The sequence below is a fragment of the Ditibartonella choladocola genome (assembly GCF_002007565.1).
Classification (GTDB): domain Bacteria; phylum Pseudomonadota; class Alphaproteobacteria; order Rhizobiales; family Rhizobiaceae; genus Bartonella; species Bartonella choladocola.
This window is the reverse complement of the sequence record NZ_CP015625.1, coordinates 1,367,060-1,390,698: the sequence shown is the minus strand read 5'-3', so window position 1 is coordinate 1,390,698 and position 23,639 is coordinate 1,367,060. Positions and strand designations below refer to the sequence as shown.

Below are 23,639 nucleotides of genomic sequence, written 5' to 3'. Positions count from 1 at the left end.
AAGATAGAACTATTGCAAACTTTATGGAACGAGACATTTGTTTTCAGAATTATCCACATTCGGAGTGTTTTTAGGCGGAGCATTATCTTTTCTCTCACCTTGTGTGTTGCCGCTCGTTCCTCCTTATCTTTGCTATATGGCCGGCGTCAGCGTTGAAGATTTTCGTCACAGTGGCGCGCAGGATAAACAGCCCGTCCGTTTACCTTTATTCATTGCGGCCATTGCCTTTTCGTTAGGTTTTTCAACAGTTTTTATCGCTCTCGGTGCAACGGCCAGTACAATCGGTCATATTATAGGTCAATATCGCGATATATTGGCAATGATTGCCGGAGTTATTATCATCATCTTCGGGCTTAATTTTTTAGGCGTTTTCAGAATTGGTATTCTTGCGCGTGAAGTTCGCTTCCAGACAAGAAAAACACCGGCAGGACCTTTGGGAGCCTACATTATAGGCCTTGCCTTTGCTTTCGGTTGGACCCCTTGTGTGGGGCCGGTTCTTGGACCGATCCTTACTTTTGCAGGTACTAAAGAATCAGTTGGTGAAGGCGCATTTTTGCTCGGCATCTACTCATTGGGATTGGCGATTCCCTTCGTTCTCGCGGCACTATTTTCCAACTTCTTTATGTGGTTTTTGAGCTCGTTCAAAATGCATTTGGGGAAAGTGGAAAAAATTATCGGTATATTGCTCATTGTCGCTGGTATCCTTTTTTTAACAGGTTATATGCAAAACGTATCGTTCTGGTTGCTTGAGAAATATCCGGCATTGAGCGCTATAGAAGGGTTAAGCTGGTCAGATATTGTCGAATTTTTTCGGACTCTTTTTTGATTGGTCGTGAGGAAAATAATGAACCGAAGCTGTCTTGCAATTATTTTAGCAGCCGGTGAAGGCACGCGAATGAAATCGGCATTGCCGAAAGTGTTGCATAAAATCGCCGGTTTACCCCTTGTTTGTCATGTTGTCCGACAAGTGCAGTCGGCAGGGGTTGACGAAATCGCAATTGTTGTCGGACGCGGTGCCGATGAAGTTTCCTCCGCTGTCAAAAACGTATCGGCGCGGGCGCAATTTTTTACGCAAAATCTTCGGCTCGGTACTGCGCATGCTGCCTTGGAAGCGCGTGAATTATTGAAAAAAGATTATGATGATGTGCTTGTCGTTTTCGGAGATACGCCGCTTGTTCAAACTGCTTCTCTCAAACGCGCCAGACAAGAACTGGAAGATGGTGCCGATATTGTTGTTCTGGGATTTGAAACGGAAAATCCTACCGGCTATGGGCGTTTAATCCAGGAAGGTGGAAAACTTAAAGCGATTGTTGAAGAAAAAGATGCAACAGCCGACCAGAAAAAGATAAAATTCTGTAACGGTGGCATTATGGCAATCAACGGCAAATATGCGCTATCGTTGCTTGAACAAGTAAAAAACGATAATGCCAAGAAAGAATATTATCTCACCGATATTGTTTCGATTGGTGTTGCTCAAGGGCTTGATGTCACAGCAATTTCTATACCGTTTGAAAATGTCATCGGTGTTAATACGCGCGTTGAACTGGCACAAGCAGAAGCCCTCTGGCAAAAACGTAAAGCCGATGAACTTATGTTGTCGGGCGTAACACTGTTGCGGCCGGAGACTGTTTATTTTTCATATGATACCGAAATCGCCAACGATGTTGTCATCGAGCCGAATGTCTATTTTGGCCAAAACGTAAAAGTCGAAACAGGTGCAGTCATTCATGCGTTTAGTCATTTGGAAGGTGCAATTGTCGAAGCGCAAGCAGAAATCGGTCCTTTTGCGCGCTTGCGGCCGGGTGCAATTGTCGAAAATTCGGCCAAAGTCGGCAATTTTTGCGAGATAAAAAAGGCAAAAATCGGTGAGGGTGCAAAAGTCAACCACCTTACCTATATCGGTGATGCCGAAATTGGCCGACACACCAATATCGGGGCAGGCACAATCACGTGCAATTATGACGGTTTCAACAAGTGGAAGACTATCATTGGCGAAAATGCATTCATAGGATCGAATTCCGCTTTGGTTGCGCCGGTTGAAATAGGTGACGGTGCTTATGTTGCTTCGGGCAGTGTGATAACCGATAAGGTACCGGCTAATGGTGTGGCATTTGGCCGAGCACGTCAGTCAAACAAGGAAGGATACGCCGCGACATTGAGAGAGCGTTTTTCTTCCATCAAGAATAAAGATGGTTAATGGCGAAAAAATGCCATTTTTGAGGTTTTAAAGCCTCGAGGGGTTCTCTATCTTTGTTAAAAATGTTCTAAAAGAGGCCACGCGGAACAAACGAAGCTGGTAAACAGTTAATCGGGTGGCTTTTGTCAAACTGGTTTATTTTTTGATCCGGAGCGGAGTTATATATGTGCGGAATAATTGGAATCCTGGGCAAGCAAGACGTTGCACCTCTTCTGCTTGACGGATTAAAAAGACTTGAATATCGCGGTTATGACTCGGCAGGGGTTGCAACAGTCTATCAGAAACATCTTGGCCGGTTGCGTGCTCCTGGAAAACTCGTCCATTTAGAAGAAAAATTGGCGAAAACGCCGTTAAAAGGCAATGTCGGGATTGGTCACACGCGTTGGGCGACCCATGGTGCTCCGATCGAGCGCAACGCCCATCCCCAGATGACTGATAAAGTCGCGGTTGTTCACAATGGTATTATTGAAAATTTTGCCGAATTACGTGACGAATTGATCGCTGACGGTTGTGTTTTTGAATCGGATACCGATACCGAGGTTCTTGCCCATCTCGTCACGAGAGAAATCAAGGGCGGGTTGACACCGGTTGAAGCAATGCGCGTCAGTTTGAAGCGGTTGCGCGGTGCATATGCTGTTGCACTGATTTTTGAAGGTGAAGAAGATTTGATGATTGCCGCACGTTTCGGCCCGCCGCTTGCCATTGGCTATGGCAAAGGTGAAATGTTCGTGGGATCAGACGCGATAGCACTTGCACCTTTTACCAACAGAATAAGCTATCTCGAAGATGGCGACTGGGTGGTACTTACCCATAATAGCGCGACAATCTATAATTCCGATGACCTCGTCGTCGAACGTGATATTTCTACCTCGTCGGGCAACGAGTTTCTCGTTTCAAAAAGCAATCATCGCCATTTCATGCACAAGGAAATGTTTGAACAGCCGGAAGTGATTTCGCATACGCTTGCGCATTATCTTGATTTGGGTAATGACAAAATAAATGAAAATGCAAACCCTATCGACTGGAAAAACGTTGAACGTTTAAGCTTTGCAAGTTGCGGTACAGCCTATTATTCAACTTTGGTTGCACGTTACTGGTTTGAAAAATTATGTGGTTTGATCGTCGAAAATGACGTTGCTTCGGAATTTCGCTATCGCGAGCCACCTATGACAGACAAAACTTTGGCAATGTTTGTTTCGCAATCCGGCGAAACAGCCGATACGCTTGCTTCCTTGAGATATTGTCGTGCAAAAGGGGTGAAAACCGCCACAGTTGTCAATGTTCTGGAATCGACTATGGGAAGAGAGGCGGACTTCGTACTTCCCACGCTTGCGGGACCGGAAATCGGCGTTGCCTCGACCAAGGCTTTTACCTGCCAGTTATCTGCACTGGCTTCGGTTGTTTTGACTGCAGCAAAACATCGCGGGACACTCGATCGCGCAATGGAAACGAAACTGGTTCGCCAACTTGCCGAATTGCCACGCATTATAACCGATGTGTTGAAGCTCGATAGCGATATTGAAGAAATTTGCAGAGATCTAATGACTGTAAAAAATATTCTTTATATCGGTCGTGGTACATCTTATCCGATTGCATTGGAAGGTGCACTCAAGCTTAAGGAACTTTCCTATATCCATGCGGAAGGTTATGCGGCGGGAGAACTGAAACACGGCCCGATTGCGCTGATAGATGAAACCATGCCAGTCATCGTTGTCGCCCCTCATGATAGATGGTTTGACAAGACCGTTTCCAACCTTCAGGAAGTGGCGGCACGTGGTGGGCGTATTATTCTCATTACCGATAAAGAGGGAGCGAACGCGGCCGGAATAAATAGTCTCTCAACAATTGTTATGCCGGATGTTCCCGAATTTATCGCACCGATTGTATATGCTGTTCCGGTTCAGTTGATTGCCTATCATACGGCTGTCTTGCTGGGCACAGATGTCGACCAACCAAGAAACCTCGCAAAATCGGTAACAGTTGAATAAATCAACAGGATGTAACGGGTAGAGATCATTCCGGCCTGCAAAAAGCAGGAATGATCTCATTGACCGGATTTTGGAACGGTTCTCTCCGGCTCAAGCGGGATCGTGACAGCGATGATCGGCCCCAGTCCATACCACCAATCATAACGCTTCAATTCCGGTGCATAGAGGCTTGAAATCGAACCATCGAGAAAAAGCGCGTTCGGCGTTTTCATTTCGTCACGAAAAAAACGCGCGAATTCATCAAAATTCACTCGTCCTTCCGAATTGACAAAGACCACAGTTCCATCTTTTTTAACACCGACGCCGTTACGATACTCAAGATAGGGGGAGTTTACGATAAAACGGGGATGGATTTTGTTTTCTATAACAAGCATAGGCCCCGATTGCGTTGCAATATCGGGTTTTATTTTTGACTTCAAAAAACTGTCTGTGTCCATAACGCCGGCGGTTTTATTTGCAATAAAGAAAATTCCGTTCGGCTTCATATGGAAATTTCCCGGCCCGTCTCTGGTTGACACGGACTGAAGTGTTTTACCATTTTCAATATATAACCCGACTGCCGAAAAATCTTTGTGATACATACCGCCATTTACCGCAAAAGCTATGCTTTGCCCGCGTTCATTCAGGTATTTTTCGACGTTGCGGAAATATTTGAATGGTTGCCCATCCTGATTGTTGAGAAAAAGTGAAATGTTGTTTTTGCGTGGATCGACTTCACATACGACATAGGACTTGTTTTCAAATTTTTGATGGAAACAAAAATTCGGTCGGGTTCTATTCTGCCGGTCTTCATCTGTCTTATTTCTGTTTTCGCTTTGCTCGCCACCGACTGATGACTTGCTCGAACTGTCAGGGGGCGTTGCGGGTTTCTCGACCAAAGGAGGTTGTCTAAAAACGAGAAAGCCTCCAACAGTCACCAATATTCCCGTTAAAGCAATCAACAATGGTGTAATGATGTGGTTTTTTTTCATATTTTATCCGGCTCGCAGAAGTCTGATTGCTCCATCCTTTCTAAAAAGATAAAGCAAAAGGCGTAACGCTTGACCGCGTTCGGAAATCAAATGCGGGTCTTTTTCCAATATCAACTGCGCATCTTTTCTGGCAATAGTCAGTAAATCGCTATGAACTTCAAGGTCTGCCATATGAAATTCAGGAAGTCCGGATTGGCGGGTTCCGAGAACCTCGCCTTCGCCGCGAAGCCGCAAATCTTCTTCAGCAATGCGGAAACCGTCTTGAGTCTCGCGCATAACATTCAATCTTGCCTCGGCAATTTTTCCAATCGGAGCCTTGTATAGCAAAATGCAGGAAGATTGCTTGTCTCCTCTGCCTACGCGTCCTCGTAATTGATGGAGCTGGGAAAGACCGAATCTTTCGGCATGTTCTATGATAATGATTGAAGCATCCGGCACGTCTACCCCCACTTCAACCACAGTTGTGGCAACAAGCAGACGGGTTTTTCCTTCCTTGAAGTTTAGCATGGCCTGATCTTTTTCCGAACCGGTCATTTTCCCATGTACAATGCCGACAATGTCACCGAAACGTTGGTGGAGAAATTCAAAACGTTTTTCTACCGATGTCAGCTCCAGACTTTCGGATTCTTCTACCAAGGGACAGATCCAATAAATCTTGTCTCCTCTTTGGAGCGCGACATTCACCCGATCGAGAAGTTCTCCCAATCGCTCCTCCGGTAATATAGCGGTGATTACATTTTTTCGTCCCGCCGGTTTTTCCTTCAATATCGAAACGTCCATGTCACCGAATGCCGTCATTACCAAAGTGCGAGGAATGGGGGTCGCAGTCATAACGAGCATATCCGGATGCACACCTTTTGCGAGCAGGTTTAAACGTTGGTGTACGCCGAAACGGTGTTGTTCGTCGATAATGGCGAGTGACAAATGATGATAATCGACGCTTTCCTGAATAAGCGCATGTGTACCGATTATAATGTCGGTTTTGCCGTCTTTTATATCGTCCAGAACTTGCTGGCGCAGTTTACCTTTTTCGCGGCCGGTGAGTAAAACCGTCTTAAGGCCGATGATTTTTGCGAGTGGCGCAATTGTCGCAAAATGCTGTTGGGCCAGAACTTCAGTAGGGGCCATCAAAGCCGATTGACCATTGTTTTCGGCAACCTGAGCCATTGCCATAAAGGCAACAACGGTTTTTCCGGAGCCGACATCCCCTTGTAAAAGCCGCAACATCGCTTCATTCGACGCGAGGTCTTTCGATATTTCGGCAAAGGCTTGATTCTGGCCTTGGGTCAAAGTGAAGGGAAGGGCATCGCGTAATTTTTGCGTATAGGTTCCCTTCAGAATATTGGCTTTTCCGGCGAGTTTTTTTGTTTTATGGCGAACCAGCCCAAGTGCCAATTGGCCGGCAAGAAATTCATCATAAGCAAGACGCTTACGTGGTAAACTGTCAACCGGAAGATCAGAGGGATCAATCGGTGTGTGAATTTTGTGCAAAGCAACGTTGAACGAAGGAAGACCGAATTGCTTCACCATCGTTCGATCAATCCATTCCGGCAATAATGGCAACCTTGCGAGAGCCTCTGTGATTGCCCGCTGCAACGTTTTTGCCGACAAACCCGCAGTCAATGGATATACCGGTTCGATGAGCGGAAGTTTCTCATTTCGGGATGCCGGAATAATATAATCCGGATGAACCATTGAAAGCTGGCCGTTAAAACGTTCAACTTTTCCCGAAACAACCACTTTTTCGCCTATCGGAAGTTGGCTTTGTAGCCAGCTTGTCTGGGCATGGAAAAAAACCAGAGTGATCTCGCCCGTTTCGTCATGTCCAATAACCCGATAGGGCAAACGTTTGTTGAATTTCGGCGGTTCCTGATGATAGTCAACGACAATTTCAACAGTTGTAACAGTGCCATCTATCGCATTGGCAATGCCGGGACGTTGTCTGCGATCAATCACCGAATGAGGCATGATTTGAATGAGGTCAATAAGCCGTGGCTCATCTTGCGCCGCGTCAATACCAAGCAATTTGGATATTGAAAGACTCACTTTCGGTCCTATGCCGGGAAGGCTTCGTATTGTCGCAAAAAAAGGATCTAATATTGTCGGGCGCATGGGGATAAATCTAGCGGGAGTTGGTTATATTTACCAGTATCGACAATTATTTTTTTGTTTGAATCTCAATTTAATATCAGATGCAACTGTCCTAACTCTGTGGCTATTCAATGGTTCTGCGTCAAGAACCAATGGAAAAGATCAAGATTCGAGAAGAGTGAAAAAGTGAAGAAGCAATGCGGGGGCGCGTTTGTCTATTCATTCTCCGCACATGCGTGGGGGTATCATTTCCATGATTTTGTTCCAATCAATCGAACGGGTCGGCGGAATTCTATACCAATCAACAAGCCATGAGGCTAAATCCTTTTTTAAACAGAATTCATAAAGAAAGCTTCTATTATTTTTGTCTTTATCCGTAACGTAAAAAACAACAAACCCGATCGCCGGCAAACCTGAAAAAACCGGAAGGGTAATGATTTGTTAAGCATGAGGTCAATCATGAAAAATGACGCTTGAAATAAGAACAAAACCAGAACATAAAGGATACATAACATGAAAGGAAAAGATGATGTCCGATATTCTATATGATGTGTTATCCTTCATTTCTGTGAGTTTGTTCGTGACAACCGTGGGAATTTGGTTGATAACGTTCTAGTTTGAAGGAAGGCTTTTGTGCGATAATCCGTTGGCAGGTTGGGGCATAATGCCAACCATAAAGGTAAGCCTGCCGCCATTGGGGGCATAAAGTTCGGATTGTACAAAACCGGCTATTCAGGATTCAATGATCGAGAAAAATAGAAGGCATAAACGTGTCAGACGATAGCAAAAGCAACAAGGAAGAGGCGATAGAGCGCCCGCGTTTTATCCATTTAAGGGTTCATTCGGCTTATTCATTGTTGGAAGGTGCATTGAAGGTCAAGGAGGTTATCAAATACGCGCTTCATGACGGGGCACCGGCTATTGCAATGACCGATACCAACAATCTTTTCGGAGCGCTTGAATTTACCCAATATTGTTTTGCCGATGGTATCCAGCCTATCATCGGCTGCCAGTTGGCTATCGATTTTGAAGATGTCGGCTATGATCCGCGAATTACCAAATGGCGTTATCCTTCCGATTTTACCTCGATTGTTTTGCTGGCAGCGACCGAGACAGGTTATAAAAATCTGGTTCATCTTGTAAGCCGTGCCTATCTTGATAAGAGTGAAACCGATCCGGCCAATGCAAAAATAGAATGGGTCGAGGAACTGGGTGAGGGGATTATTGCTCTTACAGGCGGGCCAAACGGGCCGATCAATAGTGCAATTGTAGCCGATAAAAAAGAACGTGCAGTCGAACGGTTGCAACGCCTTCAAAAAATCTTTGGCGATCGTCTCTATATGGAATTGCAACGCCATGGCAATTATGACCATGTAACAGAGGCGGAAATTGTCGACCTTGCCTATAAATATGGAATCCCGCTTGTTGCAACAAATGAAGCCTTCTTTAAAGATAAAAGCGGTTACGAAGCGCATGATGCGCTATTGGCTATTGCCGAGGGACAAATAGTATCCAATCCGGACAGACGACGTGTAACTCCTGACCATTACCTCAAATCACAGGACGAGATGGTCAAACTATTTTCTGATCTTCCCGAAGCTGTTGACAATACGGTTGAAATTGCGTTGCGCTGCCATGCCTATACGCCGACAAGGAAGCCGATATTGCCGCGTTTCACCGGTCAATCCGATGACCCCGAAGCGGCTGTGAAAGCGGAAGCCGACGAAATGATACGGCAGGCAAGAGAAGGGCTGAAAATGCGTCTCGAAACAGCCGGTCCGTCGGAAGGTTATACAGCCAAAGATTATGAAGAACGGCTGGAATATGAAATTTCCATTATCACAAAAATGCAATTTCCCGGCTATTTCCTTATCGTTTCCGACTTTATCAAATGGGCAAAAGCCCATGATATTCCGGTCGGGCCGGGGCGCGGTTCGGGTGCCGGTTCGTTGGTTGCCTATGCATTGACCATTACCGATATTGATCCATTGCGTTTTTCATTGCTGTTTGAACGTTTTCTTAATCCGGAACGCGTTTCCATGCCGGACTTTGACGTGGATTTCTGTCAGGATAGACGTGAAGAAGTTATTCATTACGTCCAGTCGAAATATGGGAGTGAACAGGTTGCCCAAATTATTGCACTGGGTAAACTTCAGGCAAGGGCTGTTATTCGCGATGTCGGTCGCGTTCTCGAAATGCCTTATCGGCAAGTGGACTATCTTTCCAAATTGGTGCCGCAAACCCCCGGTAACAATGTAGAACTCGCAAAAGCTATCAAAGATGAACCGAAATTCGAGGAAGAAAAGAAAAAAGACCCTCAGGTAGGGCATCTTCTCGACATAGCTTTGCAACTTGAGGGGCTATATAGACACACATCCACACATGCCGCCGGTATTGTTATCGGTGATCGTCCATTGTGGCAATTGGTACCGATGTATCGCGATCCGCGCTCGAACATGCCGGTTACCCAGTTCAACATGAAATTTGTTGAAAAAGCAGGTCTGGTCAAGTTCGACTTTCTTGGTTTGAAAACATTGACTGTGTTGAAGACAGCAGTCGATTTTGTGGCTCGCAAGGGAATAAAAATTGATCTGTCCCATATCCCTCTGGACGATAAACTGACATACGACATGTTGACACGGGGTGAAACCGTTGCAGTATTTCAGGTTGAAAGCGCGGGGATGCGGAAGGCTTTGATCGGCATGAAGCCGGACCGTATCGAGGATATTACCGCCCTTGTCGCGCTTTATCGCCCCGGACCAATGGAGAACATACCGACTTATATTGCCCGTAAACACGGCGAAGAAGAAATCGCTTCCATTCACCCGAAGATCGATTATCTCGTGAAGGAAACGCAGGGCGTTATCATCTATCAGGAACAAGTGATGCAGATTGCACAGGTTCTTGCAGGTTATTCTCTCGGACAAGCTGATCTTTTACGCCGCGCAATGGGTAAAAAAATCCATGAAGAAATGGAACGTCAGCGCGTACACTTTGTTGCCGGTGCTGTTGAACGTGGTGTCGATAAAAATCAGGCAAATTCGATTTTCGATTTATTGGCAAAGTTTGCCGATTACGGTTTCAATAAATCGCACGCTGCCGCTTATGCATTTGTTTCTTATCAGACAGCTTATATGAAAGCGCATTATCCGGTCGAGTTTCTGGCTGCATCTATGACCTATGATATGAACAACACCGAAAAACTCAATGATTTTCGGCGCGAGGCAAACAGGCTTGGTATTGAAGTGGTTCCGCCGTCGGTTCAGACATCCTACCGTGCTTTTGAAGTTGGCGAAAAGCGTATTTATTATTCGCTTGCAGCGATCAAGGGGGTGGGGGAGCCGGCAGTCAACCATATTGTTGAAAAAAGAGGCAATAAACCGTTCAAGGATTTGGAGGATTTTTGCGAAAGGACTGATCCGCGCATCGTAAACAAAAGAGTGATGGAAAGTCTCATCCATGCGGGAGCCTTTGACTGTTTTCATATTCCGCGTGAAGTGTTGATTGCCGGTATTGATATGATAAATGCCCGTTCGATGCGGGTGCTTGATGATAACCGGAGCGGTCAAACCGATATTTTCGGTATGAGCGACGGTCCTAAAGAACCGTTGATGTTGCCACAAGCTAAACCTTGGCTACCGGCGGAAAAACTTCATCATGAATTTCAAGCGATCGGTTTTTACCTCTCTGCCCATCCACTTGATGAATATAAAGATGTTTTGCAAAAGCTGCGCGTACAAAACTGGAGCGACTTTTCCAATTCCGTTCGTCGGGGTTCTACTGCCGGACGGCTTGCCGGAACCGTCAGCGCAAAACAAGTGAGAAAAACAAAGTCCGGTAAAAAAATGGGCATTATCCAGTTTTCAGACCCTACCGGTCAATTTGAAGCAATCCTTTTTTCTGAAGGTTTGAGCGCTTATGGAGATATGTTGGAACCGGGGCAATCGGTTGTCATAACCGTAAACGCTGAAAACCGGCCGGAGGGAATCAGTTTGCGGATTGAAACCGTCCAATCTTTGGAACATGAAGCCGAACGTATTCATAAAACAATGCGCATATTTGTGCGTAATGCCGCAATGGTAGAAGAGATCGGCAGCAGCCTTGAACGTGGCGGAGATGGAGATGTCGGATTTATTGTTATCAAGGATAACGGAGCCCGCGAGATCGAGGTTTCTCTACCTCATAAATATCGGGTAACGCCGCAGGTGGCCGGAGCCATGAAAGCCATTCAAGGTGTGGTCGATGTTGAACTCGTCTAGCGTTGAAAAACCGGTTCAACAAATAACAATAAGCAATTGTTAAATAAAATTAATTATACAACATAAAAAACATATAGGCAGGCAAATTCATTGCCTGCCCGATGGAGAATTATCAGCTTTTGACAGGCCTTGTTTATAGCCCTGTTGCTGCCAATGCCTGTTCAAGATCGGCTTTCAAATCTTCAAAATCTTCAAGGCCTATCTGCAAACGTAACAATGAGCCCATGTAAGACTGTTTGACAGTCCTGTCGCCCAGATAAACTTCAACGGCAAGGCTTTCATAGCCTCCCCAGGAATATCCAAGTCTGAAAATTTTGAGCGAATTGAGAAAAGCATGGGCTTCTTTCTCGCCACCGCCCTTCAAAACAACTGAAAACAGCGCTGAAGCACCTTTGAAATCCCGCTTCCATAATTCATGACCTTTGTGGCTTTCCAATGCGGGATGAAGGACTTGTGCAATTTGTGGCATGGTTTCAAGCCAGCGGGCGAGGTCAAAAGCTGTTTTGCTCTGGTGTGCAAGTCGAATTCCCATGGTTCGCATCGACCGCAGCGTATTATATGCGTCATCGCCGGAAACACTCATTCCTAAAAATTTATGCGTATCTTCGACAATTTTTTTTGTTCTCTCGTTGGCCGATATAAAACCGATGAGAATATCGGAGTGGCCGACGGGATATTTTGTACCTGCGGTTATCGAAATATCGACACCGTGTTCAAGCGGTTTGAAATTGAGTGGCGTAGCCCATGTATTATCCATAAGAACAATGGCATCATGGGCATGTGCCACCGCCGATATGGCCGGTATATCCTGAATCTCGAAAGTATTCGACCCTGGCGATTCGGTATAGACGACTTTTGTGTTAGGCTTCATCAACTGTTCGATTTCAGCACCGATGGTCGGGTCATAATATTCAACGTCAATTCCCATTTTTTTAAGCATATTATTGGCAAAACGACGTGTCGGGCTGTAAATGGAATCGGCAATAAGTACATGGTCGCCCTGTGCCAACGTTCCTAACAGCGGAACTGTGATGGCAGCAAGACCCGAAGGCACTAAAACTGTTTTCACTGCTCCTTCAAGCATATTGACGGCTTCACATAACGCATCTGTTGTAGGCGTTCCGTGCGTGCCGTAGGTGTATCGCTGATTCTCGGTTTTCAAGGTTGCAGCATCGGGAAACAATACCGTCGAGGCATGAACAACCGGTGGATTGACAAAGCCGAAATAATCGGCGGGGTTATTTCCGCAATGGGCGAGTTTGGTATTGATGCCAGACGGGTTGGATATTTTATTAACGGTCATCAACTGTACTTTCCAATTTTTAAAACCACGTTATATTTTACCTTTGATAATTCATGATAAAGGTCAAGCAAAATCTGTTCGCTTTTAGCCTTAATGATAGTATGCAATTTGCTTGACCTTGGGATAATTATGCTTTTCGATAGCCGTTAAGACAGATTTTTGCAAACGCAGGAGAAGACGTTATGTTTTTCAATACTTATATCGCCGCTATCGGCGTTGCTCTCACGGCCATCGGCACCGTTTCGGCCTCTGCCGGCACATTGGACGATGTTAAGGCAAGGGGATATTTACAATGTGGTGTCAGCACCGGGCTTGCCGGTTTCAGTATCCCTGATGAAAAAGGTCATTGGACAGGTTTTGATGTCGACTATTGTCGGGCAGTAGCTGCGGCCGTTTTCGGTAGTGGCGACAAGGTGAAGTTTGTACCTTTGAGCTCCAAAGAACGTTTTACGGCACTTCAATCAGGCGAAATCGACGTTTTGATCCGTAATACGACATGGACGATCAACCGCGAAACTGCTTTGGGACTGGATTTTGTGGGCGTCAATTATTATGACGGCCAAGGTTTTATGATTAATAAAAAAAATCTCGAAGGTGTAACGTCTGCACTCCAATTGTCGGGAGCTTCGATCTGCGTACAATCCGGCACATCAACTGAGCTCACACTTGCCGACTATTTCCGCAACAATAAAATGGAATATACGCCGGTTGTTTTTGATAAATTTACCGAAGTCAATCAGGCTTATGATGCCGGACGTTGCGACGTTTATACGACCGATCAATCCTCTCTTTACGGCTTGCGTCTGCAATTGAAAAATCCGGAAGACCATGTTGTTTTGCCGCAGATTATTTCCAAAGAACCGTTTGGTCCGGCTGTACGGCAAGGCGACCCGCAATGGGCAGATGTCGTGCGTTGGACACATAATGCACTTTTGAACGCCGAAGAATTCGGTATTACACAGGCCAATGTCGACGATATGCTAAAATCCGACAATCAGGACATTCGTCGTTTGTTGGGCGTAGAGCAGGGCAATACAATCGGCAAAGATCTGGGACTGGAAAACGATTGGGTTGTCAAAATCATCAAGTCTACAGGCAATTATGGTGAAATTTTTGAACGCAATATCGGGCAGAACACCCCGCTTAAGATCTCTCGCGGCATTAACGCGCTGTGGACCAAAGGCGGGCTGCAATATGGGCTTCCGATACGCTGATAATTATTTATTGTTCTAAATATTGCCAATGCCAAAACACAGCACAATGATGTCTGGACGTTCTTTAAAGGTGGAATTGGGTGCCTTTTTAAACGTGCGTTCACTTTCATCATTTGCTGTGCAGTGCCTGGTCATTATTGCATTATTTCTCGTTATTCGATGGATCACACATAATACAATTGTCAATTTGCGTGCCTCGAATATTGCTTCGGGTTTTGATTTTCTCGATAAAAGAGCGGGATTTAATCAACCATCAAGTATCATTCAATATGACGACAATGCAACGAATGGCGAAGTGATTGAAGCAAGCCTCGTCAATCTGGTTTTTATCTCGGCAATCAGCCTGATAACCGCTACATTTATCGGATTGTTTATCGGCATCGGGCGCTTATCCAATAATTGGCTGATAGCCAAACTTTCACTCTGCTACGTCGAATTTTTCCGGAATATTCCGCCTCTGGTACTGTTGTTTTTCTGGTCGATAGGGGTAATGCAAATTTTACCTCCCGCCAGACAAAGCCTTCATTGGGGTGCAATCGCAATTAATATACGGGGGATTTATTTGCCCCGTCCCGTATGGGGGGAGCATACGGGCTTATTCATCGTGATTTCAATTCTGTTGATCGCGGTTGCGGTAGGACTTCATTTTCGTGCCCGCTACATGATAAAGGAGAGGGGATTGACCTCTATCCGATGGTGGTATGGTTTCGTTATCGGCGTTTTATGTCCAGTCATTTTGTTTTTCTTGTTAGCTTATCCCACCTCATGGGATATTCCGGCGTTGAAAGGTTTCAATTATAGCGGCGGTTACTATATCTCGCCGGAGTTCCTGTCACTTTACCTTGCTTTATCAATCTATACCGGAGCACTTATTGCAGAGACGATAAGGGCAGGTATTCAGGGCGTTGATAAAGGCATGTCCGAAGCGGGGTCTTCGCTGGGGCTATCAAACGGTCTCATTATGCGTTTGATTATTTTGCCACTCGCACTGCGCATTATTATTCCACCGCTAGCAAGCCAATATATGAACCTCGTCAAAAATACTTCTTTAGGCGCGGCAGTCGGTTATTCCGAACTGATGATGGTTTCAAGCACAATAATGGAGCGAACCGGACAGTCTGTCGAGCTTGCGGTGATATGGATCGAGGTTTATCTGGGATTGAGCATCGTTGTTTCACTCTTCATGAACTGGTTCAACCGTCATATGGCTCTGGTGGAGCGTTAAAATGGTCGGGCGTTACGTTCAAACCGAATTTATTCCGGCATCTCCTCCCCCTATTCTTGACAGGGGTATCTGGCATTGGCTGCGGAAAAATCTGTTTTCCACACCGCTTAACTGCGTAATCAGCATAGGACTTGTTTTTGCGATCACCTATATCATGGTTCCGCTGGTTAATTGGTTGGTTGTCAACGCAGTCTGGACCGGCACCGATCGTCAGGCGTGCACCACGGTCACACAAGGCGGGCTGATGCCGGATGGTTGGAGCGGGGCATGTTGGGCCTTTGTCAAAGCCAATTTCTGGCAGTTTATTTATGGCCGGTATCCGGATGGTGAACGTTGGCGGGTCAATCTCACGGCGCTCGTCGTTATTATTATTAACCTGCCGCTTCTTATACCGTCCGTTCCCCTCAAAATAGCAAACGCACTTGTGTCACTTTTTGTTGTTCCGGTGATTGGCTATTTTCTGCTTTTTGGCGGGCACTTCAATTTGCCGACAGTGGAAACGCAATTATGGGGCGGCTTGCTTGTAACCCTTACAATTGCCTATTGCAGTATTACGATTTCGCTGCCATTGGGAAGCCTACTCGCACTTGGCCGACGTTCAAAAATGCCGGTTGTCCACCTCATCTCGGTCATTTTTATTGAAACCGTTCGTGGTATACCATTGGTTGCGGTGCTGTTTATTGCAAGCGTTATGTTACCGTTATTTTTGCCGCAAGACATGACGTTCGACAAATTTTTACGCGCCCTGATCGGCGTTGCACTCTTTACTTCCGCCTATATTGCAGAAGTTGTGCGTGGCGGTTTGCAAGCCATACCACGCGGTCAATACGAAGCTGCGGAAGCATTGGGGCTTGGCTACGTCAAGACAATGCTGCTTGTTATTCTGCCACAAGCTTATAGCCTTGTGATACCCGGCATTATCAACGTGCTCATCGGCATGTTTAAAGAAACAAGTCTCGTTTATATTATTGGTATGTTCGATCTTTTGGGGATTGTGCGACAAGCCATTCAACAGGCGCAATGGAGCACTCCGCAAACGCCTTTAACGGGAATGGTCTTTATCGGTCTTGTATTCTGGATATTTTGTTTCGGCATGTCGCGTTATGCTCATTTTATCGAGAGGCGCTTGAATGCACCTAAAGTCAATGGTGCGGAAGGATAGATCATTGCGGAAAAGTCCCGACGAAAAAGATAAGCAATTGGAAGTATCCATGCACCGTGTCAATAAATGGTATGGCCGGCTACATGTCTTGCGCAACATTAATCTCGAAGTCAAACCGAAAGAAAGAGTGATTATATCCGGTCCTTCCGGTTCCGGAAAATCCACATTGATACGGTGTATCAACGGGCTTGAACGCGCCGAAGAGGGCGAAATAACAGTAACGGGTATTCCGCTTAAACATGGAATGTGGAGTCTTAATAAAATACGACGCAATGTCGGAATGGTTTTTCAACATTTCAACTTGTTTCCACATTTGACGGTGCTTGAAAATTGTGTGCTTGCGCCCATCTGGGTCAAGCATGTTGGTCGTCGCAAAGCCGAAGAGCAGGCGATGCATTATTTGGAACGGGTTAAAATACCCGATCAGGCCAACAAATATCCGGGGCAACTGTCCGGAGGACAGCAACAGCGCGTTGCAATCGCCCGTTCGCTCTGTATGGAACCGCGTGTCATGTTGTTTGATGAACCAACTTCGGCTCTCGATCCGGAAATGATAAAAGAAGTTCTCGATACAATGATCGATCTGGCCGAAAACGGCATGACAATGCTTTGCGTTACCCATGAAATGGGCTTTGCCAGACAGGTGGCCGACCGTGTCATTTTTATGGATGAGGGGCAAATTCTCGAAGTTGCGCCACCGGATGAATTTTTCGATCATCCGGTGCATGAAAGAGCCAAAGCATTTCTAAGCCAGATATTATGAACCCGTTAGCTTACGGGCTGCGCTCTCTGCATCATACCCGTAAAGCCAGTCGAGACTTGCCATAAAACTTTCGGAAGAGCGGAATTTCATTACAACATTGCGAGCAAAAGCCACCGGTCCTGTTGCATGATATACGAAACTGTTAAATGCTCCCCGTTTGTTCACCGCCGCAACACGCGGTGTGCGAAGAGTGCTGTAAAGCCTCATCGCATCGGCAAGTGTCAAATTTTTGTTTGACAACAACTCGGCAAGAGTTGCCGAATCCTCGATTGCCATAGCAGCTCCCTGCGCCGCAAACGGTAAAAACCCGTGCGATGCGTCGCCGACAAAAACGCGAAAGCGATTGTCGGAAAACCGATGAGGAAGCATCTGGAACAATGGCCAATAAGTCCATTTTTCAACAAGATTGAAAATATTTCTTATTTCGGGATGCCAATCATTGAAATGTTTGAACAAATCATTCTTGTCGCCTTCACGCGACCAGCTTTCACCCGGATTATTTCCTCGTGTAATTGCAACAAAATTGAACGATTTACCAGCCTTTAAAGGATAACCGACAAGGTGATTATCAGGCCCCATCCATGCAACGACCGTCTTTACATCGGCAAATGAGCGGATAAATTCCTTGGGAAGTGCATCTATATCGATTGTTGCCCGCCATGCGATAAAACCGCTAAAACTTGCGTGATCGTCAAGCGGCGGGAACTGTCGCATTTTTGACCAAACGCCATCACAACCAATAACCAACGGTGTAACAAAGCGGTCATCTTCGCCCTGATGATCGGAGCGGATTTCCGCCAATTGCGGTGTTTCTTCGGATATTGCGGTGACTTTTTCAGATAATCTTATATCAATAAGAGAATTCTGTTTTGCTTTTTGATAAAGCACATTTTGGAGATCTGCGCGGTGAATGGTGATATATGAGCCGTGCCACCGGCGTTCCGACACATCTTGTAAATCCACCTGAAGAAGTGTTTTAGCCGAAAGACCATCTCTTAATTCGAGAAAGCGGGCTTTCACACCCAGATCCGTCAACTGGTCCAGCACATCCCATTTCTGTAACAGTCTGGTAGCGTTTGGTGCCAGTTGAATACCGGCGCCGACTTCTTCAAGGTGATCGCGGCTTTCAAGAACAAGAGAGCTTATTCCTTTTTCAGCCAATGCCAACGCCGAACTTAATCCGGCGATTCCTGCCCCCACTATGATTGGTTTTTCCTGGTTTTGCCAATCCATAGCTTATTCCTTGTATAGTGATTTTAACGATTATCCCGCTTTTTATAGTTAATTTGCTCCGGATCAAAAGTGCAGTTGGCCGGCTTTGTTTCCAGTTCTCCAAGAGAAGGATTAAACCGGTAGAGCGTTGAACAATAAGAGCAAATCTTTTCGTCATCAGCTCCCATATCAATAAAGACATGCGGATGGTCAAAAGGCGGGTTGGCTCCCACGCACATGAATTTCTTTACGCCGATTTCAATCATTTTATATCCGCCATCATTCTGGAAATGTGGAATGTGATGATCTGCCATGTCAGAACTCCATGTAACAATTGGATTGAAAGTGCAAAACCGCACTGCCGTTGATAACGTTTCTTTCTATAGCCTAATTGTTAGGCGATAGCCAATAGTTTGTAACGCAGGTTTGCCAAACTTTGTAGCCTAAGCTCTCATAGAAAAATACATAAAAGTCGTTTTACCGGATTACCGGCGTATCGCCCAAGATCGGTACTTAAAGCATTTATAATAAATGTCATGAAAAATAATAAATAATTTTATTATTAAAAACATACATCACAATAAATATTTAAGTGTGTTTCAATTTAGATTTTATTCGATATAATTTTAAAAAAATTATAAAAATAAAAATTCAATTATAACTCAAAAATAAAATTATTTATATTTTTTCTTATAAAAAACTGAAGCAATTTATCAATTTTTTGAATTAATATGCTAATAAAATTGGTTTCATTCAAATATTTTTAAAATTCAAAAAATTTATGCCGATTGAGAAAGATCGCAATAGAAACATTGGATAAGATCAATATTAATATCAAAAAGTTGATATAGGATTTGTCATTAACGAGCGCGCGTTGTAAACTTTTTTCGCGGGTCATAAAGACCTTATGATTCAAAATATTTTTGTTTGACGCGGGCTGATGTAATCAAGTCGGTTGCAACATAAAACATCAGATTGAAGGGAAAAGCATATGGCTTTACGTACAAAAAACTCATCAAATTCAGAGATAAAGCAACCAAATGCCGAAACCATCAATATGGAAACTCCGGAACGCTTTGTAAATCGGGAATTTTCCTGGCTACAGTTCAATAATCGCGTATTGATGGAAGCAGCAAATAAAAAACATCCTCTTTTGGAACGCTTGCGTTTTGTATCGATTTCGGCAACAAATCTCGATGAATTTTTTATGGTGCGTATTGCCGGCCTTGCCGGTCAGGTGCGTGCAGGCATTGTTACTCGTAGTGCCGATGGCCGCACGCCACAAGAACAACTCGATTTTGTGCTGGCCGAAGTTGCCCGGTTACAGGCTAACCAGCAGCAGGAATTGAGGGCTTTGCGCCACGAACTTGAACAAGAAAAAATTGTTATTATTCGTCCCGACCGCCTGACCGCGACTGAAAAATCATGGCTTGAGAACCATTTTCTGGAAACCATATTTCCGGTGCTTACACCCCTTTCAATTGATCCGGCCCATCCGTTTCCTTTTATACCTAATTTGGGGTTTTCAATTGCGCTTCATTTGTTGCGTCGTGCAGACCATCAACCGATGACAGCACTCTTGAGGCTGCCAACGGCTTTGAAACGCTTCACACTATTGCCTGATGAAGGACAAGGTTACCGTTTCATTTCGCTGGAAGATATTGTGAGCCTTTTCATAGGCAAATTGTTCCCCGGATATGAAGTCAACGGGGCAGGGACATTTCGCGTTATTCGCGATAGCGATATCGAGGTTGAGGAAGAAGCCGAAGATCTTGTTCGATTGTTCGAGAGCGCATTGAAACGCAGACGCCGCGGGCAGGTTATCCGTATCGAATTCGATGCCGAAATGCCCGATGATCTACGCCAATTTGTAACGACCGAACTCGGTGTACCTGATAACCGTATCAGTGTTCTTGACGGTTTGCTTGCACTCAACATGATTTCGGAAATTGTTTCTATTCCGCGTGAAGACCTGAAATTCGTTCCTTATAATCCGCGTTTTCCCGAACGTATAAGAGAACATGCCGGAGATTGTTTTGCCGCAATCAAAGAAAAAGATATTGTTGTTCATCATCCCTATGAATCGTTTGATGTTGTTGTACAGTTTTTGCGTCAGGCAGCGGCAGATCCGGATGTTCTTGCCATAAAGCAGACTCTTTATCGCACGTCCAATGACAGCCCGATCGTGCGCGCACTGATTGACGCCTCGGAAGCAGGTAAATCGGTTACAGCTCTGGTTGAATTGAAAGCCCGTTTTGACGAGGAAGCCAATATTCGTTGGGCGCGGGATCTGGAACGCGCAGGCGTACAGGTTGTTTTCGGTTTCATCGAACTAAAAACCCATGCCAAAATGTCGCTTGTCGTACGGCGCGAAGAAAACCGGTTGCGTTCCTATGTCCATCTGGGAACCGGTAATTATCACCCGATAACTGCCAAAATTTATACCGATTTATCTTTCTTCACCACAGATGATGACATAGGACATGATGTTCAGTTGATTTTCAATTTCATCACAGGCTATGCACAACCTGACGAGCCTATGAAGCTTGCATTTTCGCCTTTGACATTACGTCGTCGCATTTTAGGACATATTGAAGACGAAATTGCGCATGCAAGAGATGGCAAACCTGCTGCAATCTGGATGAAAATGAATTCACTCGTCGATCCGCAAATTATAGATGCGTTATATCGCGCCGGACAAGCGGGTGTTCAAGTTGATTTGGTGGTTCGCGGAATCTGTTGTTTGCGTCCCGGAATACCCGGTTTTTCCGAAAATATTCGTGCCAAGTCGATCGTCGGCCGGTTTTTGGAACATAGCCGCATTTTCTGTTTTGGAAACGGTGAAGATTTACCGAATGAAAATGCGATTGTTTATTTTGGTTCGGCCGACATGATGACCAGAAATCTTGACAGACGCGTTGAAACGTTAGTACCGGTATTCAACAAAACCGTTCATCAGCAAATACTCTCGCAAATTATGTTGGCAAATATAATAGACAATCAGCAGAGCTTCGAGATATTGAGCGATGGAACATCCCGGCGTATTACGCCACTTAAAGGTGAGAAACCATTTAATGCGCAGGAATATTTCATGACCAATCCGAGTCTTTCGGGACGGGGAAAATCTCTGAGATCTTCTGCTCCGCGCATTATTGCTCTTCGTCGCCAACAAACCGATGCGTCAAGTGCAGAAACAACGGATAAAGACTGAAATATAAATGGATAATTCTGTAGCTCAGGGCCGATTAAAAGGTCGAAAACCTGTTGCCGTCATAGACATCGGATCGAACTCTGTTCGTTTGGTTGTCTATGAAGGTCTGGTGCGTTCTCCGACTGTTTTGTTTAATGAAAAAATCCTTTGCGGTTTGGGAAAAGGCGTTGCAAAGACCGGTTGTCTCGAACCGGAATCTGTCGAGATGGCGTTAAGAACATTGCGGCGCTTTCATGCAATTTGCGAGCAAATCGGTGTGTCTGCAATTCACACATTGGCAACCGCTGCTGCACGCGAATCGAAGAATGGCCCTGCATTTATAGAAGACGCAGAAAAGATACTTCAAAACCGCGTAAAAGTTCTAACCGGAAAAGAAGAAGCAACCTATTCTGCCTATGGAATTATTTCGACTTTTCATCATCCCGACGGCATTGCCGGTGATTTGGGCGGCGGTAGCCTCGAATTGGTGGATATTCATGAAACAAAAGTTGGCGATGATGGCATTACCTTGCCGCTTGGTGGATTACGCCTTCAGGATATGTCGGATAACAACCTTTCAGAAGCGACAAAAATTGCGCGTAAATATCTGAAAAACAGTGAAATTCTTTCAAAAAACAAGGGGCGTAATTTTTACGCGGTGGGCGGTACATGGCGCAATTTGGCCAAACTCCATATTGCTGTCAAACGTTATCCCTTGCCTGTTATGCATGCTTATGAGGTAGAAGCATCCGATATGGATTCTTTTCTTCATAGGGTAACCAAAGGCGAGATAGAACAGCTAAAAAACATTTCTGCCATCTCCAAGAACCGTCGCCAGTTGTTGTCTTATGGTGCAACTGTTCTGACAGAAGTTTTGCGGTGTCTGGCGCCAAAGAAAGTTATTTTTTCCGGTGCCGGTGTCAGGGAAGGGTTTATGTTTTCCCAATTGACACAAAAAGTGCAGAGTGAAGATCCGCTGATTGCGGCGTGTCAGGAAATGGCAACACTTCGTGCCCGCTCTCCTGCGCAGGCTTATGATCTTATCGGTTTTACCAAAAACGCTTTTGAAGTTTTTGGCGTCGAGGAAAATGAAGAACAAAGGCGTTATCGCGAAGCGGCCTGTTTGCTTGCCGATATTGGTTGGCGTTTTCATCCCGATTATCGTGGCGATCAATCGGCCAATCAGGTTGCATTCGGCCCTTATCCGGGAATTACGCATCGTGGACGTGTCTATGTGGCCTTGTCGGTTTTCTACCGGAATGAAGGTCTTTTCGTGGATGAAGATGCACCTGCAATCATAAAATTGGCAAATAAGGAAATGATAGAGAGAGCGCGTTTTCTAGGCGGACTTATGCGGGTTGCAAACCTGTTTTCAGCTTCAACCGCCGGTATTTTGCCTGATTTGATATGGAAATCGCAAGAAAAGAAGATAGTTCTGACAATTCCGAAGCGACACGCTGACCTGATTGCAGAAAGGCCTTTGGGGCGATTGCAACAACTTGCTAAAATAACCAATAAGGAATTAAGCTATCTGGTTGTTTGACACGTCTGGAAACTGAACTTTCACCATTTGAGTAAGGTCAAGGTTCGGGAACATTGATCGAATGGGAAAAGAGGCCGCCAACACTTGAATCCAAAATCGGATTTAACTTTACATAACAGCCAAACCGGAACGAAACGAACCGCCTCGAAAAGTTGGGAATCTGCCGTTTTGGTTTCCAGAAACATCATGAAGTTAATCGCATGATGAAAGTCGGTCTGCGTTGATTTTGATAAATAATGTGAAACGGTTACCTTCGCTTATCAATGATAGAAATTGCCTTACTGCTCTTCAACTTTTGATCTATTCGGAAATCACTTTTGATCTATCCGGAGATGAAATGTGTTATCAGCGTGTATAGAGTTGCTCTTGTGGTGCAAGGCCTGTTTCTCCGCTTATTGCGTCTTAAACGTTGAATAATGAGACAAATTCCATTCCGGTTGAGGTTCCTTTACGAGCAGACAATAAACCGGAGATCGTCTAATAAACCGGTACTTACTCAGTTCACGACCTTTTTTGAACAA

15 protein-coding genes are annotated in these 23,639 nt (G+C 45.1%); 10 read left to right on the top strand and 5 right to left on the bottom strand.

The features are described from left to right. Window positions 1–37: 37 nt before the first annotated feature. The 3 genes from BBC0122_RS06180 to glmS all read left to right on the top strand — a co-directional run bounded on the left by BBC0122_RS06180 (window position 38) and on the right by glmS (window position 4,185). The gene (locus BBC0122_RS06180; protein WP_077992231.1) at window positions 38–826 is read left to right on the top strand and encodes a cytochrome c biogenesis CcdA family protein; all 789 of its coding nucleotides are present in this window, start codon (window positions 38–40) and stop codon (window positions 824–826) included. Window positions 827–844: 18 nt separating this feature from the next. Continuing rightward, window positions 845–2,197: a bifunctional UDP-N-acetylglucosamine diphosphorylase/glucosamine-1-phosphate N-acetyltransferase GlmU gene (gene glmU / locus BBC0122_RS06175; RefSeq protein ID WP_077992229.1), complete on the top strand. Its 1,353-nt coding sequence runs from the start codon at window positions 845–847 to the stop codon at window positions 2,195–2,197. Window positions 2,198–2,361: 164 nt separating this feature from the next. Then, window positions 2,362–4,185 (top strand): glutamine--fructose-6-phosphate transaminase (isomerizing), encoded by a 1,824-nt coding sequence (glmS, locus tag BBC0122_RS06170; protein WP_077992228.1) that lies wholly within the window; start codon window positions 2,362–2,364, stop codon window positions 4,183–4,185. Between the two features lie 56 nt (window positions 4,186–4,241). On the opposite strand, the gene BBC0122_RS06165 is transcribed toward glmS, so the two are convergent. Together BBC0122_RS06165 and recG are read right to left on the bottom strand one after the other, a co-directional pair. After that, window positions 4,242–5,156, bottom strand: a complete 915-nt coding sequence (locus BBC0122_RS06165; protein ID WP_077992226.1) for a phosphodiester glycosidase family protein — start codon at window positions 5,154–5,156, stop codon at window positions 4,242–4,244. 3 nt (window positions 5,157–5,159) lie between these two features. Continuing rightward, complete coding sequence (recG, locus tag BBC0122_RS06160) at window positions 5,160–7,268, bottom strand: ATP-dependent DNA helicase RecG (RefSeq protein ID WP_077992224.1); 2,109 nt, start codon at window positions 7,266–7,268, stop codon at window positions 5,160–5,162. A 749-nt stretch (window positions 7,269–8,017) separates the two neighbouring features. Between recG and dnaE the strand changes: the two genes are divergently transcribed. Then, on the top strand, window positions 8,018–11,506 hold the full coding sequence (gene dnaE, locus BBC0122_RS06150) for a DNA polymerase III subunit alpha (protein ID WP_077992221.1): 3,489 nt from the start codon (window positions 8,018–8,020) through the stop codon (window positions 11,504–11,506). A gap of 133 nt (window positions 11,507–11,639) precedes the next feature. On the opposite strand, the gene BBC0122_RS06145 is transcribed toward dnaE, so the two are convergent. After that, entirely contained in the window at window positions 11,640–12,809 is a 1,170-nt protein-coding gene (locus tag BBC0122_RS06145; RefSeq protein WP_077992219.1) for a cystathionine beta-lyase, read from the bottom strand. A gap of 182 nt (window positions 12,810–12,991) precedes the next feature. Here BBC0122_RS06145 and BBC0122_RS06140 point away from each other — a divergent pair, with 182 nt between their 5' ends. The 4 genes from BBC0122_RS06140 to BBC0122_RS06125 are packed head-to-tail and all read left to right on the top strand — an operon-like array spanning window position 12,992 to window position 17,173. Then, entirely contained in the window at window positions 12,992–14,023 is a 1,032-nt protein-coding gene (locus BBC0122_RS06140) for an amino acid ABC transporter substrate-binding protein (protein ID WP_077992218.1), read from the top strand. Between the two features lie 46 nt (window positions 14,024–14,069). Then, window positions 14,070–15,248 carry an amino acid ABC transporter permease gene (locus tag BBC0122_RS06135; protein WP_077992216.1) on the top strand — a complete coding sequence of 393 codons (1,179 nt, stop codon included), beginning with the start codon at window positions 14,070–14,072 and terminating at the stop codon, window positions 15,246–15,248. Window position 15,249: 1 nt separating this feature from the next. Continuing rightward, the gene (locus tag BBC0122_RS06130) at window positions 15,250–16,410 is read left to right on the top strand and encodes an amino acid ABC transporter permease (protein WP_077992214.1); all 1,161 of its coding nucleotides are present in this window, start codon (window positions 15,250–15,252) and stop codon (window positions 16,408–16,410) included. A 49-nt stretch (window positions 16,411–16,459) separates the two neighbouring features. After that, window positions 16,460–17,173, top strand: coding sequence for an amino acid ABC transporter ATP-binding protein (locus tag BBC0122_RS06125; RefSeq protein WP_225868182.1), 714 nt, complete (start codon window positions 16,460–16,462; stop codon window positions 17,171–17,173). On the opposite strand, the gene BBC0122_RS06120 is transcribed toward BBC0122_RS06125, so the two are convergent. Both BBC0122_RS06120 and BBC0122_RS06115 read right to left on the bottom strand, forming a co-directional pair. Then, window positions 17,168–18,406: an FAD-binding protein gene (locus tag BBC0122_RS06120; RefSeq protein WP_077992210.1), complete on the bottom strand. Its 1,239-nt coding sequence runs from the start codon at window positions 18,404–18,406 to the stop codon at window positions 17,168–17,170. The two genes, BBC0122_RS06125 and BBC0122_RS06120, sit on opposite strands and share 6 nt — an antisense overlap. Window positions 18,407–18,429: 23 nt before the next feature. Continuing rightward, the gene (locus BBC0122_RS06115; RefSeq protein WP_077992208.1) at window positions 18,430–18,699 is read right to left on the bottom strand and encodes a zinc-finger domain-containing protein; all 270 of its coding nucleotides are present in this window, start codon (window positions 18,697–18,699) and stop codon (window positions 18,430–18,432) included. A 677-nt stretch (window positions 18,700–19,376) separates the two neighbouring features. Between BBC0122_RS06115 and BBC0122_RS06110 the strand changes: the two genes are divergently transcribed. Together BBC0122_RS06110 and ppx are read left to right on the top strand one after the other, a co-directional pair. Next, window positions 19,377–21,596, top strand: a complete 2,220-nt coding sequence (locus tag BBC0122_RS06110; protein ID WP_077992207.1) for an RNA degradosome polyphosphate kinase — start codon at window positions 19,377–19,379, stop codon at window positions 21,594–21,596. A 7-nt stretch (window positions 21,597–21,603) separates the two neighbouring features. Continuing rightward, complete coding sequence (gene ppx / locus BBC0122_RS06105) at window positions 21,604–23,118, top strand: exopolyphosphatase (protein WP_077992202.1); 1,515 nt, start codon at window positions 21,604–21,606, stop codon at window positions 23,116–23,118. Window positions 23,119–23,639: the final 521 nt, after the last annotated feature.